This is a genomic window from Catenovulum agarivorans YM01 (assembly GCF_000281085.1).
Classification (GTDB): Bacteria; Pseudomonadota; Gammaproteobacteria; order Enterobacterales; family Alteromonadaceae; genus Catenovulum; species Catenovulum agarivorans.
The window spans coordinates 30,158-47,641 of sequence record NZ_JH767525.1 but is presented as its reverse complement, the minus strand read 5'-3'; the positions used below and the strand labels follow the sequence as shown (position 1 = coordinate 47,641).

The following is a 17,484-nucleotide window of genomic DNA, read 5'->3' as shown; positions in this document are numbered from 1 at the left end:
TGTTAGTTTAAAAGTTACAAGTGTATTAGGAGTGACTATGTTACAGGTTAACGAACTAGCGAAAGCACTAAATACGACGGCGGATACAGTCAGGTATTACGCACGTTTAGGCTTAATAACAGCGACAAAATCAGCCAATGGCTACAAATTGTTTAATAGTGAGCAGCAGGCGAGGTTGCGCTTTATTTTATCGGCACGGCAATTAGGATTTTCGGTAGCTGACATCAGCGATATTTTAGATAAAGCCGATTGTGGTCAGTCGGCTTGTCCGACTGTGCGCAAACTTATCGAGCAACGTTTGCATGAAGTTGAAGAAAAAATTAAGCAGATGCAGCAATTGCATCAAAAAATGACGCTGGCGCTGGAGAGCTGGCAAGACCAACAAGATCAATTACCTGATAGTGAACATATTTGTCATCTAATTGGTTCGTTTCAACAATAAACCAAGGGGCGGATGATGACTAAATACAATTTAGCAATTGATGGTGCGTCTTGCGCTTCTTGCGTTAATAAAATTGAAACCACGCTGAATAAACAAGCAGGTGTTGTACAAGCAAAAATGAATTTTGCTGATCGCACAGTTGAAGTTGAAGCTAGTAGCCATGTTGATGAGTTAATTAAGGCTGTCACCCAACTTGGTTACGGCGCGAAATTAATTGCTAGTGAAAACCAAGCTGAACAGCTTGCACAAAATCAGCAGCAAGCCATTGATGAATATAGAAAGAAATATATACAAGCGGCTACTGCTTTGGCATTTGGTACTGGTTTAATGCTGTACGAATGGTTTGGTGGCAGTATGCAAATAACCAATATCTTTGAACAAACAATGTGGTTAGTTGTTGCTGTGACTATTGCGTTAGTCATGTTTATCTCAGGCAAACATTTCTACCTAAGTGCTTGGCAAAACCTCAAGCATAAACAGGCCAATATGCACACCTTAGTTTCGTTAGGCACTTTAACGGCTTGGGGTTATTCATTTTTAGTTGTCGTTTTGCCAGAGCTTTTTCCGTCAAATGCTAGATTTATGTATTTTGAAGCGGCTGTGGTGATATTGGGTTTAGTTAACTTAGGTTTAGCTTTAGAGCTAAAAGCACGCAGTAATGCATCTGATGCCATTAGCCAACTGATTCAATTGCAGAGTAAAACTGCTTGGGTTGAAATAAATGGCAAAACGCAAGCCATAGCACTCGAGCAGGTAAAACAGGGCGACTGTGTTTTGGTTAAACCCGGCGAAAAAATACCTGTTGATGGTGAAGTGCAAAGTGGTGCTAGTTATGTCGATGAATCTATGTTAACTGGCGAGCCAATCGCAGTCAGTAAAATGGCTGGTGATAAGTTAGTTGCTGGCAGTATTAACCAAACAGGTACGCTTAAATTTATTGCCAAACGGGTCGGGCAAGACACTTTACTTGCACAAATTATTGCAACAGTAAAACAAGCACAAAACACCAAACCTCAAATAAGTCGGCTGGTGGACAAAATAGCCAGCGTATTTGTACCCGTGGTGATGTTAATCGCTGTTATCAGCGGTATTGTTTGGTGGCTGCTAGGGCCTGAGCCCCAGCTAGCATATGCTCTAGTGATAACAACCTCGGTATTAATCATTGCTTGCCCCTGTGCTTTAGGTTTGGCGACGCCAATGTCGATTATGGTGGGGGTAGGGCGCGCGGCTAAATTAGGTGTCTTGTATAAAAATGGTGACGCTATTGAGCGTGCTGGTAAAATAACCACTTTAGTTTTAGATAAAACAGGTACCATTACCCAAGGCAAGCCTGAAGTTAGCCAAGTACATTTTATTAAAAGCGACTGTGATACAGATGATTTACAGCGTATTGCTAGCGTTGAGGCTTTATCCGAACATCCATTAGCCCAAGCTATGGTTAATTATTTAACCGGCGAATATGCAGTTAAACCAATAGACGTCAGTGAATTTTCTGCAACTGTTGGCAAAGGTGTGGTCGGTATATGTCAGGGCAAGCAGGTGTTAATTGGTAATATTAGTTGGTTGCAAAATAATGGGGTAGCAACTGACTCCCTTCTTTTGTCTGAGGAGATTCAACAACAAGCAAATACGCTGGTTTATGTCGCGATAAATAAGAAATTGCACAGCGTATTTTGTATAGAAGATAAAATTAGGGACGATAGTTTAATAAGCATTCAAAGCTTGCAGCAACGGGGTATAGATATTGTGATGTTAACTGGCGACAACCGAGCCGTTGCCAATAAAGTTGCGAGCTCTTTGGGGATTAACCTGGTTTATGCAGAATTAAGCCCAGTCGACAAACGCGATAAAATCGCCCAAATTAAACAAACTAAGCCAGAGTCAATTGTTGCTATGGTGGGTGATGGTATCAACGACGCGCCTGCTTTGGCTACGGCTGATATTGGTTTTGCTATGGGGCAAGGTACAGACATCGCCATGCAAAGTGCCGATATAGTGTTGATGCACGGCTCACTAAGCACAGTGATAGAGGCAATTGATGTTAGCCAAGCCACTTATACAAACATCAAACAAAATTTATTTGCGGCATTTGCCTATAACAGCGCGGCAATACCGATTGCTGCAGGTGTGTTATACCCAAGTTTAGGCTTTATCTTAAACCCAATGATAGCTGGGCTTGCAATGGCTTTGTCGTCGGTAACTGTGGTGTTAAATGCCAATAGATTGAGGGTGAAGAGCTAGATTAAAATTTTTGTAAAGAGCACAGGTTTTTCTATTGAATATGCTAAAATCGCCGCAATTTTTTGTAGCAAACCTTTCTCTTTGTTGGAGCATATGTAAGTGGAAAACACCTGTGCAAATATGAGTCGATTTGAAATTATTCAAGATCGTTTTGAGCAGTTAAAAAGCAATAAAGCTTTTGAAATTTTTGTTATATCCGTAATCGTTATTTCTGCGCTTCTGATAGGCGCAAAAACTTATCCATTGCCAGACAGCGTAATCCAATTAACCAACTGGTTAGATTATTTTATAACGGTATTTTTCTTAATTGAAATCAGTATTCGTTTTATTGCCGATAAAAACAAAAAACGTTTCTTTACCTCGTTTTGGAACTGCTTCGACACACTCATTGTATTCGTCAGCTTAATTCCGGTTGATAACTCAGAAATGGCGGTCATAGGTCGGTTAATTCGGGTATTCCGCGTTTTACGTATGGTGTCGATAATTCCCGAATTACGCATCTTATTAACCTCGTTAGTAAAAGCATTACCGCAATTGGGTTATGTTATGTTGCTAATGTTTATTATCTTTTATATATACGCAGCCGTTGGCAGCACTTTGTTTGCCAACATTAATCCAGTTTTATGGGGCGATATCACTATCGCGCTATTAACTCTGTTCAGGGTTATGACTTTTGAAGACTGGACTGATGTAATGTACGAAACTATGGAGGTTTATCCACTCAGCTGGATATATTATTTAACCTTTATCTTTTTATCTGCTTTCGCCTTTTTGAATATGGTGATTGGTATAGTAGTTAGCGTGATGGAGCAAGAGCATGCCAAAGCGCGAGCAGAAAAATACAAAGAGCAAGGCAAAGTTGAACCAACATTAGATGATGTGCAAAGTGAATTACGCATAGTTAAAGAGATGTTGCAGCAACATATACAAGCGCAAAATAAGTCTTCATAATGCGTAGAAATGGTTGGGTATTTGCGGAGGTACCCAACCCCAAATAAATCGATGAGCTTTAGTTGTTATGTGGTTAAAAACCTTAAATAAAATATTTTGTTGTAGCCTGATTTTTTTTGCATTTTTAGGTAAAACGTTTGCATCTGAAAACTGTATCAGTTGCCATAAAGATGTCGCGGATAGCTGGTTAAAGTCCGATCATGCTAAAGCAATGGATATCGTCAGCGACAAAACTGTGTTGGGCGATTTTAACAATGCAAAACTCAGCTATTTTCAACAAAATGTTGAATTTTTTAAAGCTAACAACAAATTCAAAGCAAAAATTACCGACCGATCGACCACGCCAGCAAAAATCACTGAATACCAAATAGATTACGTGTTTGGCCATTATCCATTGCAGCAATATTTAGTCGACATGCCCGACGGCAAAAAGCAGGTTTTTCCATTTACATGGGATAGCCGCAGTAAAGAAGAGGGGGGTCAGCGTTGGTATCACATCCATAGTCAAGAGTATATTCAAGAGCAAGATAGATTGCATTGGTTGCAGCCATTACAAAACTGGAATGGTATGTGCGCTGACTGTCACTCAGATGGATTGAAACGTAACTACAATCCGGTAAATGATGGCTTTGAGAGTACATGGGACAATATAAATATTGGTTGTGTTTCCTGCCATACAGTAGATGCTAAACATGCTGATGATAACTACCAAAGTACTAAAAAAATTGATGGTGTATGGCAGTTTGCAACTGAAGCTAAAATTGCTCAGTGGCATAGTTTAAATGGCAAACCAAGAGACAATCAGTTTATGGATGATTGTTATGCGTGCCATGCACTTCGTAGTCCACTAACCGATGGAATTACGGCTAACAATCCGTTTTTAGACCAATTCTTGCCAGAATTTTTAGTACCACCTTTGTATTATGCTGATGGACAAATTAAAGAAGAAGTTTATGTGCATGGCTCCTTCAAACAAAGCAAAATGTTTGAAGCTGGAGTGAATTGTATCGATTGTCACGACCCGCATACCTATAAAATAAAATCAGATAGCAATGGTTTGTGTTTACAATGTCATGAAGTGAATACCTACAATGTGGAGCTGCATCATAAACACCCTATAGGTAGCGAAGGGGCAGAGTGTGTCAGTTGCCATATGCCAACCACGACTTATATGGGTGTAGATGCTAGGCGCGATCATAGTTTTAGCATTCCGCGACCACATTTGTCAGATGCATTTGCAACACCTAATGCTTGTGTGAGTTGCCATGCAAAGGATGCTGATGGACAAAATAAAACTAACAAATGGGCCGAGAACCAGATAAAAAAATGGTACGGACACAATGCCAAAACACCAGCCGAACTTGTGCAATATATGCAAATTCATGCAGGTCAACCAAGCAGTTTAGACCAACACCTAACCTTGGCTGCTAATTTAGAATTGGATGTTATGAAGCGTGCGACTTTGCTTCGTATGTTGGCTTATTATTTTCCACAAGTAACAGCCAAGCAACTGACTCCTTTTGTTAAAAATGATGATCCGTTAATTCGCATTGCCGCAGCTCAAGTTGCTAGTTTAGTACCAGCTACTGAACGCACGCCACTTATTCAACCTTTGTTGCAAGATAAATTAAAAGCGGTAAGAGTTGCAGCAGCACAAGCTCTGATCGATGCAAAAGTTGACGGAAAAACCTTTAAACAAGCATTTGATGAATACAATCAGTTTATGCAAATAAACAGTTGGCGGGCTGAAGGTAGGCTCAATTATGCCAATGATTTATATCGCCAAGGTGAAGTGAATAAAGCGCTTGAACAGTTTAAACGCACCACAGAAATAGAGCCATATTTTGCTCCTGCTTACGTTAATTTAGCGGATATTTATCGTAATATGCAGCAAGACCCTATGGTTGAAAAAGTGCTTAAACAAGGCTTAACACATAATCCTAATTCGGCCGATATCCACTATAGTTATGCACTGCATTTAATTCGCATTAAACAATACCAACAAGCGCTTACACATGCAGAGCAGGCTTATACTAATTCATTTAATCCAAGCCAATATTTGTATACCTACACTTTATTGATGGATAACTTGGGACAAACCAATCAAGCGTTACAAAAATTGTGGCAGCACAAAAATGATTTAGCGGCAAATCGAGATTTAAAAGATTTAGCTTTATACATGGCACAAAAGCTCAACAACCGCATGATGTATCAGAGAATTAACGCTTTATAAGTCACTCTGACTAGCCATATAAACAAATTGAACTAATCTTAATTTAGGTTAGTTCAATTGTGTTTATTTGATGGTGAAACGGCAACGCGTAGGGTTAATTATTAGTGAGATAGTCCGCAACAACAACATGCGGATTTTCAAATCCTTAAAACAAGAATGTTTGGCCAACAAGGCTTTGTTGGTTGCGTTTGAAGGCAGGTGTTTAACCTCGTTGAGTTATGGTCATCAGCAGCAAAATTTTATTTATAGGTTTGTCTCAAAAAACTCAGTTGATGGGCTAATTGTAACAACCGCAGCGGCGCCAGATGAATATCCAACAGATTTGTATCAAAAACACTTTTTAACACCGCTCGACAACAATGTGGTTAATTATTATTTCGACCGCACTCTTTGCCACACAATTCGCCTGCGTAGTGAAAATGGTTCAGCTGAGTTGGCCGAACATTTAATTAGTGTTCATGGCTACAAAAAATTTGCGCTAATGCGTGGCCCACTCAATTCTGATGAAGCGACGCGTCGTTTTGAAGCATCTAAACAAGTATTAGAAAAACACAACTTGTTTGCACAAGCACAAATATATCAACTCAGTTGGAATTCAACCGAAGCTCTCAATGTTGCCAAACAGATATTTGCTCAAGATTGTTTACCCGATGCGATTATTTTTCCAAACGATGAATCAGCGATTGCGGTACTAGATTACATCAATAATTTTAAACCTGAATTAGTTGGTAAAATTGCTGTTGTTGGCTTTGATAACTCAACCAATGCAAAACTAGTTTCGCCGCAACTGACCACAGTGGAGCATCCGCATGAAAAAATGTCGGCTGATGCTGTGCGGTTATTAAAAGAGGGCGATCCAAACAAACCTCAGCTAATTCTGCACGATACACCACTTATTTATCGCCAGTCTTGTGGCTGTCATTATCAAAGTAAAGTCGAAAGTTCTTCGCAAAAACTCTTCACTGAAGACTTTAATTTATACGACAATACTCAGTCTTTGAGCTATCAAGATTTTTTCGCCAAACTCACTACTGCACTGCAGTTTAGAGGCATATCAGGCTGTTATATAAGTTGTTATTTAGATGATGCATTTGAAGTAACTGAAACAACCGAGCCACCGCAGTACTCTGAACTTATTTATTGTTATCACAAAGGGCAAAGAAAAGAGTTTGAATCGCGCTGTATGTTTCCAACATTAGAATTATTGCCAAGTGAGCAATTTTCTAGTGATGAATTTTCTTGTTTGGTTGTACGTAATCTGTTTTATGCCAGCAGCCACTTTGGATTTGTTGTATTTGATATGGAGCAGGGGCGTTTACAAGACTTACAAGAAATTAGTGTAAATATTGCGACTACATTAAACACTATTCGTATTCTCGAAAAAATGCAGAAAATGGCACATAAAAATGAATATTTATTGGATGTGCTGCAGCAAAAAAATGCCCAATTAGCCACGCATAATAAATCTTTGCAGCGCATGTCTACTATAGATGATATGACGCAAGTGCATAACCGCAGAGGCTTTTACCAAAATTTTGATTACCTGTTTAAGCACTCAGACGCGAATCAATTTACCTTTTTTTACGCAGACTTAGACAACTTAAAATCCATTAATGACACCTTAAGCCATGCAGCCGGTGACAGTGCAATAAAACTCGCCGCAGACAGTTTAAAACATGTATTTAGAGATGCAGATATAGTTGCGCGTATGGGCGGTGATGAATTTGTAATAGCCGCCGACATAGACGCATTTACCGCACAAAATATTATTAATCGGCTGCAACAAAAATTGGAAGCGATAAACCAGCAACAAAATTTAGCCTTTCATTTTGGCATTAGCATTGGTTATTACAGCTTTGCGCGAGACGATTTTGTTGATATAGATTATGCGATAAAACGCGCTGATGAAGTGCTGTACGACAACAAACGTAAACGCAAAGCAAAATATGCTAAGCGTAAAAGTTGAACTTGGTTTTTAGCAGGTTTTTTGTTAGAAACAGGGTTAGTGTTAGACTTTATGCAAAATTAAAATAGGGTTAAAGGAAATGAAAAAATTTATAACAAGTATGCTATTGGTAAATGGTATCTTATTTTCTGCGACAGTAGTACAGGCTGCACCTAGCCAAGGATATACAGCTACTCAGCAGTTAGGCACTTGTCTGGTTGATTCTCTCAATGGGCGCGAGCGTAAAGATTTAGCCAAATGGATATTTTTTGCTATGTCAGCTCACCCAGAAATTATGCCGTTTTCGAAAATTACTGATAAAGATCACGATAGTTCGAATCAATTCGTTGGTGGTTTAATAACGCGTTTATTAACCAGTGACTGCCCAGCACAAGCTAAAGCTGCACTTAAAGAAAGTGGCTCGTTGGCAATTGAAGGTGCGTTTAGATTAGTTGGTGAAGTTGCGATGCAAGAGCTTATGAGTAATCAAAACGTATCACAGACCATTGGGGCATTTGAGAAATACCTCGACCAAGCAAAAATTGCGCAGTTGAGTCAGTAATTTACTCGTGTTTTAAAGTATGTGATATTTTAACCACCAAGCTTGTTGGATTACTCAGGTTATTGGACTGCTATGCCTTTGATATTTAATTTTTTAAAATACCTTAGGTACCATAAAAGGAATTTATCTTATGTGGTGCTTTTCCTTATATTAGAGAGTTTAGCAGGCATTTTGACGCCACTTCTTGCTGGAAAGTTTTCCGCAGCAATGTTGGACGGGCTGCATTTTTTTGGGTTGCAATATTCTGAGATCGCGATTTTGTGGATCGCTTTGTTTTTTATTCAAGCTATATTTCGTTTTATCTCAACCTATCGGAGTAACTTTGTTGGAGCTGAAGTTCTAACGGATTTAAGCTGTCGTTTATACGATCATATTCAACACTTGCCCATCAGTTATTTTGCTGAAAATAAAAAAGGCGCAACACTCTCTTTACTGAGTAACGATGCGGCAATTGTGGCAAATTTTCTAACTGGTGTAATAACCACTAGTATTCCAATTGTGCTGATTGGTGGTGGTTGTTTAATACTGATGGCATCGATAAATATAACAGTGACCTTGTTGATAGCCGCTATGGTGCCAGTGTTTTTTCTGTTAGTTAAATTGTTGGCGCGATATTTAAAACCTTTAAGCGAAAACGTGTTGGAACGTCAGTCGAGCGCAATGGCGATTGCATCCGAAAACATATCGAGCATTCAGCTAATTAAAGCTTTTGCTAGAGAGCAGTACGAGTCCGCTAAATACAGAAACAATGCATACGCCTTGCAGTCGCTTAGGCAAAAACAACTCAAAACTCAGGCCGTATTATCTCCTTTGGTTCAATTTTTATTCTCTGCAGGTATTTTAGTGACTGTATTGGTTTGTGCCATTGGCTACAAACAGGGATTAATCACTATCCCTGAGTTAGTGACTTTATTGATGTATGGTTTGTTATTTTCTCGCCCTGTTAGCGCATTAGCCAATATGTATGGGCAAACTATTCAGGCGTTAGCTGCGATGAGGCGTATCGACAATATATTTGCGATTGAAAAGGAGTATGCTCAAGATGAAGATAATGATGAGTTAGTTGATGTCAGTGACATAGCCAATTTTGATATCCGTTTAGAAAATCTTACCTTTGCTTTTTCCCCGCAACAAAAACTCTATTCACAAGTAAATCTGTCTGTTCCATACAAGACGACGATAATTATAAAAGGCAACAATGGCACAGGAAAATCCACCTTGTTAAACTTGTTGCTAAGGTTTCTGCAACCTACTAACGGAAATATCTATGTTGGCGACACCAATATAAATGTGGCTAGTTTGCCTAGTTTAAGGCGCTGTATAGGCTATGTTCCACAGAATGTAAGTCTGTGTGACGGAAGCATATTTGAAAATATTTGTTATGGCTTACCGCAGGCGAGTATGGAGCAGGTAATACAAGCGAGTATAGAGGCAGGTGCGCATGACTTTATCCAACAATTACCTGAGCAATATCAAACACGTGTTGGTGAAGGTGGCACCAAATTATCTGGTGGGCAAAAACAGAAAATAGCCTTGGCACGTGCTTTGTTACTAAAACCTAAAATATTATTATTAGATGAGCCCACTTCTATGTTAGATGAGCACAGCAGGCAATTATATGTGCAAAAACTAGCAAAAATTTTTCAGCAGTACACTGTTATTATGGTGACGCATGCTAATGAGTTTGATAATTTAGCTAAGGTTATATACCGTATACATGAGCAAAAACTGCTGGTGGAAGTAGACAACTCAGCTTAAGCGAGGGTATTTATGGATAAAAGCAAGGCATTCACATTATCAACTAGCGCATTGTTTCAAAGTGTCGATGATGAAATGGTGATCTTAGATTCTGTGTCTGGGCAATATTATACGTTAAATGATGTTGGCACTTTTATTATTGATGCGGTTAATGCCGGTTTACCATTCGGCGAAATTATTCAATTAGCAATTCGAACTTATGATGTCTCAGAGCAAGAGTTTACAGTTGATTGTACTGAGATCATTGAAGAAATGCTGCATCATGGTTTAGTAGTACCAGCTTAGATGCGGCTAACCAGTTTAAACTCGTACCTTTTTACCATATTAAACAACTTCGGCTTATTGTTTGAAATTTGGCTCACCTATCTAATTGTTGATTTTAGAGTGAGTAACACTTCGTTTAACCGCTGGCGTAGCTGGCTTGATTGCGATAGAGCCAAGTTACAGAATGCATTGAGTGAGCAAGCTATTCGCCAAATTATAGAGTTATCCGAAAAGGTCGGGCGCAACCATTATAAAAAAATGAATTGTTTACGGCGTAGCTTGACACAGAAGTTGTTATTGGAGAAAAGGGGAGTCAGTAGCGAATTAAAATTAGGTGTCAGATTAGAAAATAGCAACTTAGCTGCGCATGCTTGGCTAGTCTGCGGTGAAATTTGCCTGAATGATACTGCGGAAAACATTAAAAGCTACCAGGTACTCGACTTAGGCGATATGAGCTTGAAACCATTGCTGAGTTAAAATTGCGTAGAGCATATCAACATTTAGTGCCGGTTTTTCACTGTGAAGTACCTTATCAAATTCGCGCAAAATCGTTTTATTACATATGAGCCCTAAATCTTGCAACCCTGGATGTGATAATAGCCGATATATTTCAGCAGCATTCGAACGAATGATATTGGCAAAGTGTTGATCAAAAGTGGTTTTGTGAAGGTTCCAGCAAACCTGCTCCGGCAACCAATCTGACATAGATTGTCTTAGGAGCCATTTCGGATAAGCACCACGTATCAGCATTTTTTGTGGTATAGCAAAACTAAATTCAATTAAATCTTGATCAAAAAATGGGTGTTGTACGTCAATCCCATGCTGATTTGCAATGCTTTGGTATGAGCGCATTGAATTATAGGTTGAGGTGGTTTTGATGCTTTGGTAGCGGTAGTATTTGTCAGGCTGACAGAGGTAATTAAATGGGTTGGCTTTTCGGGCGTCCTGTGTTCGTTTTTTCGCACTCTCCGACAGCCAACTAGGCAGGGGCAATTTTGCGTGCGTTTGCTTAGGTCCTCTAATTAATTGCAATAAGTCGGATAGGCTGGGTTTTATAAAGACATTTTTTAAAGCGGCTGCTTTGCTATAACTTAAAGTATCGCAGGCCTTTAATACTTCACGGACAACTTTTAAGTCGCCTTTGAATAATCGGCTTCTGTAAGTTGCACTATGGCCCCAACATACTTCGTCACCACCATTACCGGTTAATAACAGTGAGCAATCTAAAGCTTTTAATGCTTTAATTTCCTCTATGTATTTAGGTGACAAGACAATACCTGGGTTGTTAAAAGAACAGGGATACAACTGGGCAAAGGTAAGAGATTGGTATTTGTCGAGCTCTACAAAAATGTTTGAATTAGTTGTTAATCTTTTTAACATCGCTTGAATGTTATCTATTTCATTGCAGGATGCTGTATTTTTGTAAGTGTGAGACACGCAGTAGTGTTGCTTTGAATACCTTTGGCTTAGTTGATTGGCAATGGCACTAATAGATGTTGAATCTAACCCTCCACTCAATTGACTGGCAACAACTTGATGTTGATTGAGTCGACTCTCAACACTTTTGTTTAATAGCTCATAAAATTGTTCGGCGTATTGTTCGTCACTATTGAAGCTGAGTTGTTTAGCCGGATCAATATCCCATAACTTAGTGATATCTGTGCTTGTTATGGTGGATGACTGGTTATAACTAATACAGACTTCATGGCCGTTCGGAACTGTTGCGATTTGCTCGAACATTGAGCACATAGGATCTGGTTGGCCACTAAGCCAAAGTGCTACCGAGTCGATATTGAGCTGTTGCTTATTTATAGCTGCTAGGGCGGTGAGGCGTGCGCAATTACTACTTATATTTATGGTGTCTCGCTCAATAACGTAAAACAGCTGATTGGCGTTAAAACTGTCAATACCTACTCGCAGTTCTTTATTATTGTCATCCAAGATAAAGTAGATGAAATTACCTTTAATTAGCGAAGATATGTTTGAACCTAGCGCTAGATAAAGCTGGTGGAAAAATTGGTTAATGTCTTCATAAGCTAAGTTATATTTTGCAGAGAGTTCATCAATATTATCGATTCTTCCAGTGATAAAGGTGGCAACTGCAGGTGGGTTACAAATTTTCGCGTGTGCAGCTATATAACTATTTGCAACCAATTTTTGATTGTCGCTATCAAGTAAAATTGAACCATCTTGGGTCGTTATTTTATTGTTCTGTTGGTCATTTAGGTTGATTACAGCAAAAAAGAGTTCTTCCATGTGTTTTACCCCTGTTGAGCGTCATTTAACTTTACAGTAATTATGACTCCAAGCAAATTTTAGACTGGATAGCTTCATTAATATTTTATATTTGTTAAATACTTGTTTTTTAGGTGTTTCTAATAAGTTTTATTTGCTCTATTTGGTGCATTTTGCGCCATTTTGGCCGTTGATTTTTAATGACTTTTGGCCATTCGTCAGCTTTTTTTACATGGATTTCTTGCATGTTGTTACTTTTACAATTTGTAATGTCTTAAGTGTTTGACTTTATTGTACTAAAGGTTTCTGGCTCAAAATTTGCTGATTAACTTTTGCACGAATTCTTCACAGCGGTTACGGATTTAAGCAATCAACTAGGGGATAGCGATATGTTTAAGAAATGGGCCTTGGGAATGTTATTGATGTCATCAAGTTTGACATCAAACGCAGCATTAATGTCTTTTGATACCACGTTAACTGGTGCTGATATGGCCGGTTTGGAAGTTGTGGCGACGTTTAATGATCTAACAACTGAAACATTAGAGTGGCAAACTATTTCCACTATATTAGGGACTAGTGGTAACGACATAATTGACCACGAAGGTTATGTCGGTGGTGTTTCAGGTGCTAACTGGAGTTTAACCCAACAGGGCTACACTGGAGGGAACTTTGACGGTGCAGGTGGCTTCTTTGGTGCTTGGTCGTTTGTTGACTCTAGCCAACTAGGTATCACTAAATTAGAAATATTTTCTAATGACACCAATATCTTTTTTGATACGAGCTTTTTAACCGATTTAAGTGACGACTCAAACGGTAGTGGGCAAGGACGAGAGTTCATTGCTTATAAAGACGGTGCGGAATTTTTCGGTTACTCATTGTCGTATGGCGATAATCTGGTTGACGAATTATACGGCAGCCTAACATTGGATTTAACCACCCCAGGCACTTCGTTTAACTTCCTAATTGATACTGATAAGTTGATTGACGTACCAGAGCCAAGCTCACTTGTTACGCTAGTGTCTGCAGTAATAGGCTTAATGGTTATTCGAAGACGCAAGATTGTAGGTAAGGAGTAAACTCATGAAAACATTAGCGCAAGCAAATACGCACGCAAACGAATTGAAACCGTATAAAAAGCCAGAACTTAAAAATCCAGGCTCTTTAGCAGAATTGACGCAAGGTTTTGCCGGCAGTATTCCTGATGAACAGGGTGGACATACTAAGCGTAATCCATTCCAAGGCTAATACTTTAGCCATGGGAGTTACGTTTGGTCATGGAGTCGATATATAGTACTCCCCTGCACGGGGTTGGATGTAAGCCATTTTGTGATGATACTGAAACCAGGTTTGATTTAAACGTAAGTTTTGGCGCGATTGAACCCTTTTTAGCAAATCAGCAATCAGTATGGCGATTAACAGACAAAGGACAAAGGTATCTAACGGATTTAGAAATTGTCAGGCGTATTATGCCAGACTCTAAGGATTTCAATTACCTACTTAAGGTAAATTGTGAAGGCCGTGGTACTTTCTGTATCCAGCCTTCCTCAATCAATGTCGATTGGGAGCTAGCAGGGACAGATTCAGCACATTATTTCCAAAGTTTAGCTATCGCTCTATGGTTAGAGTTGCATGCAGTGCCTTGCATCCATGCAAATGCTTTGTGTTATCAAAACAATACAATTGCACTTATTGCACCAAGCAAAACTGGAAAAACAACGCTGACGCTGGCCTTGATTAAACAAGGATTTGTCGCGCTGACAGACGATATGGTGGCATTGCATAAAAATGCAGATACGGCCAATTTTGAAGTTTATCCTAGCTGGCCTTATATGCGGTTATGGCCGGATAGCGTGAAAACAGTTTTGCAGTCAGATCCTGAGTCTTTTAATAAGGTGCATGAGCGTTTCGAAAAACGCGTATTTCAGTTTGCAACAGGTCAGTGTGCAGCTAGCGGTAGACAACTGAATACTATTTATTTACTGAATCGTGTCGATGACCAAGAGTTAGCTGAAAAACTGTGTCACATAGAAGTTGTTAGCTCGGCAAGGGCACTTATTTTATTATTACAAAACAGTATGTTAGCTAGCGCTTATAAAAATTTAGGTATAGAGCAACAAAGGCTAAATTTATTAGCTGAGCTTCTTAAAAGTGTAAAGTTTAAGTGCATTAATTATGCGAGTGGTTTGCAACATTTAGACGATATTAGTCAGTATATTAGAGAAGATGTAGTAGGTATGTAGTAGACGTATTTTTGATTCGTTCAGACGAGTAGGGAGTGGACTATGGTTCAGCAAAATGATGGAATGATTAAAAACAATATCAATAAATTTGCGACATTTTATCGCTTGATAGATTTAGCATTTTTAATGTTGGCTTTGTTAATCTCGACCTATTTATATGATGTACGTCTGACCGACGATATTCTTATTTTATCTTTGGTAAAAATCATTCTCTTTTCGATTGTTGCTGAAATGTTTGCTTTATACCGCTCATGGCGCAACGGTTATTTCAACGAAATTGTTTTTTATACCATATTATCTATTAGCTTCTCGTTTTTGTTTGTGTTTATTTATTTGTTCTTTTCCAAAACAAGTGAAGAATACTCGCGAGTGTCTATTGCTCTGTGGTATTTGTTTTCAATTGTGTTTTTGGTCGGCTGGCGCGCAGCATTTGGGGTATTTCTGCGAAAAATTCGCAAGAAGGGTTACAACACCCGTACGGTTGCAATAATCGGCTTAACAGATATTGGTAAAACTTTGGCGCAACAAATATTAGACCATCCTGAAACTGGTTATCGACTTAAAGCTGTGTTTGATGACAGAGGGCCGGAGCGCATTGAAAAAACTTATCACGCTTGGTTAAAAGGAGACGTTGTTTCAGGTGTTGAGCGCGCGAAACTAAATGAATTTGATTGTGTGTACATAGCGCTGCCTTTGACTGCGGAAAAACGAATTTCGCAAATGTTACATCTGTTAGGTGATACAACCGCCAATGTTGAATTGGTGCCAAATTTATTTATGTATTCTTTTATGAATGCCACTATGTCGCACGTTGGCAATGTACAAACCATTAGTATTTATAATAATCCGATGAAAGGCTCTTATGCGTTAATTAAGCGCCTAGAAGACATAGTTTTATCATTGACTATTTTAACTCTAATATCTATGCCACTTATATTAATTGCTATAGCGGTTAAGTGCTCTTCTAAAGGCCCAATTATTTTTATGCAAGACAGATACGGCTTGGACGGGCGCAAGATCAAAGTTTATAAATTTCGCAGTATGACAGTAACTGAAAACACTGATGTTGTGACACAAGCAACTAAGGGTGACAAGCGTATCACCAAAGTTGGCGCCTTTTTGCGCCGAACTTCACTAGATGAATTACCGCAGTTTTTTAATGTGCTGCAAGGCCGAATGTCGGTTGTTGGACCTAGACCTCATGCTGTTGCACACAACGAAACTTACCGCAAAGAAGTTGACTACTACATGCTGCGCCACAAAGTAAAACCTGGTATTACCGGCTGGGCACAAATTAACGGTTGGCGCGGTGAAACGGATACACTAGATAAAATGGAGATGCGTATTCAATACGACATTGAATATATACGTAAGTGGTCGCTGTGGATGGATTTTAAAATTGTTTTATTCACTATTTTTAAATCATTTAATGACAAGAATGCCTATTGATAATGAAAAAGCTTTTATATCAGAACAAGCATAGTTTTATAGAACACGACCAAACGAATCGTGAGCTATTAGCTTTAGCATCTATGACAGACGCGACTGATTACGACAGCGATAATTTGTTGAAAGCTAAGTTATTATTGGAGCAATTACCCAAGTATTGGGATAGTCATTTTCGCATTTTGCCTTTGTTGCACCGCAAAGCGAAAAAGCTCAATTTGCTTGGCGCATTGTCGCCCGACATTCACAGTCATCTTAAAATTAAAACAAAAAATGCATTAGTTAGACAGCTGGCTATTAGGCAACAATTGTCGTTATTAATTGAATTATTTTCGCAAAATGAAATACCTATTATCTTACTAAAAGGCTCAGCACTTAATGGGTCAGTTTATAGTTTAGATGTACCTCGGGACTCCACCGACATTGACATTTTAGTCCGCCACTCTGATTGGTCAAAAGCGGTAGAGCTCGTGAGTGATATTATGTATTACCAACAAAAGGATAATCCGGACGTATTTGGTGATATATATGAGCTTTCGTTTAGGCCCAAATCATGCACTGGAGGTGTTTTAGATTTACATAAATCTCTGACTCATCCGATTTTATTCAATATTTGTGAACAAGAGCTGTGGCAAGCTAGCCTAGTGCACCCAGTATTTGCCAATCCATTAGTACGAATGCTTTCTGCAGAGCAGGCGTTAGTACATCAAGCTTTACATGCTTATAAAGATATGAATTTTTGTAAGTACAACCTAGTTGATACTCACGAGATTATTTGCCAGCTTAAGGTTGACTTAACTTTGGCTGTTAAGATTGCCAAAAAATGGGGGGCTTTAGTTGCACTTAAAAAATTATTAAACAATTGTCGGTATGTTATGCATACGCCAATTCCAGCAGGGGTGGATAAAGAATTACAGCTATCGCCCATTCAGCAAGTGCTGACAACTCGATTGTTGTCGTCGAAATTTGCACGACCGGTTAATCAAAAAAAGAGTGTTTTATACAGATTAAATCAGTGTTGCGCGCAATTCGTTTTTTGTTCTAGTTTGATACGGCCTATCAAGTTGCAATTGTTGTTTATTAAGCACTATTTACAAAGGGGTTATGTCCAATGAGTGTGTCCGAGAGTCAAAATATGGTCGACGGATTGAATACGCAGTAATTTGC

General features: G+C 38.9%; 15 protein-coding genes. 14 read left to right on the top strand and 1 reads right to left on the bottom strand.

Annotation, left to right across the window (positions count from 1 at the left end; translation table 11 throughout):
- Window positions 1-37: 37 nt before the first annotated feature.
- The 9 genes from WSC_RS0107670 to WSC_RS25580 all read left to right on the top strand — a co-directional run bounded on the left by WSC_RS0107670 (window position 38) and on the right by WSC_RS25580 (window position 10,873).
- Window positions 38-442, top strand: a complete 405-nt coding sequence (locus WSC_RS0107670; protein ID WP_016955335.1) for a MerR family DNA-binding protein — start codon at window positions 38-40, stop codon at window positions 440-442.
- Between the two features lie 15 nt (window positions 443-457).
- The gene (locus WSC_RS0107665) at window positions 458-2,683 is read left to right on the top strand and encodes a heavy metal translocating P-type ATPase (RefSeq protein WP_016955334.1); all 2,226 of its coding nucleotides are present in this window, start codon (window positions 458-460) and stop codon (window positions 2,681-2,683) included.
- A gap of 120 nt (window positions 2,684-2,803) precedes the next feature.
- Window positions 2,804-3,634: an ion transporter gene (locus tag WSC_RS0107660; RefSeq protein WP_026016724.1), complete on the top strand. Its 831-nt coding sequence runs from the start codon at window positions 2,804-2,806 to the stop codon at window positions 3,632-3,634.
- A 67-nt stretch (window positions 3,635-3,701) separates the two neighbouring features.
- Entirely contained in the window at window positions 3,702-5,867 is a 2,166-nt protein-coding gene (locus WSC_RS0107655; protein ID WP_016955332.1) for a multiheme c-type cytochrome, read from the top strand.
- A 127-nt stretch (window positions 5,868-5,994) separates the two neighbouring features.
- On the top strand, window positions 5,995-7,833 hold the full coding sequence (locus WSC_RS24025) for a diguanylate cyclase (RefSeq protein WP_169315470.1): 1,839 nt from the start codon (window positions 5,995-5,997) through the stop codon (window positions 7,831-7,833).
- Window positions 7,834-7,912: 79 nt separating this feature from the next.
- The gene (locus WSC_RS0107645) at window positions 7,913-8,374 is read left to right on the top strand and encodes a hypothetical protein (RefSeq protein ID WP_016955330.1); all 462 of its coding nucleotides are present in this window, start codon (window positions 7,913-7,915) and stop codon (window positions 8,372-8,374) included.
- Window positions 8,375-8,446: 72 nt separating this feature from the next.
- The gene (locus WSC_RS0107640; RefSeq protein WP_082196138.1) at window positions 8,447-10,132 is read left to right on the top strand and encodes an ABC transporter ATP-binding protein; all 1,686 of its coding nucleotides are present in this window, start codon (window positions 8,447-8,449) and stop codon (window positions 10,130-10,132) included.
- A 12-nt stretch (window positions 10,133-10,144) separates the two neighbouring features.
- A complete protein-coding gene (locus tag WSC_RS0107635; protein ID WP_016955328.1) occupies window positions 10,145-10,417 on the top strand; it encodes a PqqD family protein in 273 nt (90 codons plus the stop codon).
- A complete protein-coding gene (locus WSC_RS25580; protein ID WP_016955327.1) occupies window positions 10,418-10,873 on the top strand; it encodes a lasso peptide biosynthesis B2 protein in 456 nt (151 codons plus the stop codon).
- Here the strand turns inward: WSC_RS25580 and WSC_RS0107625 are convergent.
- On the bottom strand, window positions 10,838-12,652 hold the full coding sequence (locus tag WSC_RS0107625; RefSeq protein WP_016955326.1) for an asparagine synthase-related protein: 1,815 nt from the start codon (window positions 12,650-12,652) through the stop codon (window positions 10,838-10,840). The two genes, WSC_RS25580 and WSC_RS0107625, sit on opposite strands and share 36 nt — an antisense overlap.
- 368 nt (window positions 12,653-13,020) lie before the next feature.
- Between WSC_RS0107625 and WSC_RS0107615 the strand changes: the two genes are divergently transcribed.
- The 5 genes from WSC_RS0107615 to WSC_RS0107595 are packed head-to-tail and all read left to right on the top strand — an operon-like array spanning window position 13,021 to window position 17,432.
- Entirely contained in the window at window positions 13,021-13,707 is a 687-nt protein-coding gene (locus WSC_RS0107615; protein WP_157447224.1) for a PEP-CTERM sorting domain-containing protein, read from the top strand.
- A gap of 4 nt (window positions 13,708-13,711) precedes the next feature.
- Window positions 13,712-13,876, top strand: coding sequence for a lasso RiPP family leader peptide-containing protein (locus WSC_RS24840; RefSeq protein WP_016955323.1), 165 nt, complete (start codon window positions 13,712-13,714; stop codon window positions 13,874-13,876).
- 29 nt (window positions 13,877-13,905) lie between these two features.
- Window positions 13,906-14,871, top strand: a complete 966-nt coding sequence (locus WSC_RS0107605) for a phosphoenolpyruvate carboxykinase (ATP) (protein WP_016955322.1) — start codon at window positions 13,906-13,908, stop codon at window positions 14,869-14,871.
- 42 nt (window positions 14,872-14,913) lie between these two features.
- On the top strand, window positions 14,914-16,320 hold the full coding sequence (locus tag WSC_RS0107600) for an undecaprenyl-phosphate glucose phosphotransferase (protein ID WP_016955321.1): 1,407 nt from the start codon (window positions 14,914-14,916) through the stop codon (window positions 16,318-16,320).
- A 2-nt stretch (window positions 16,321-16,322) separates the two neighbouring features.
- Window positions 16,323-17,432 (top strand): nucleotidyltransferase family protein, encoded by a 1,110-nt coding sequence (locus WSC_RS0107595; RefSeq protein ID WP_016955320.1) that lies wholly within the window; start codon window positions 16,323-16,325, stop codon window positions 17,430-17,432.
- Window positions 17,433-17,484 lie beyond the last annotated feature (52 nt).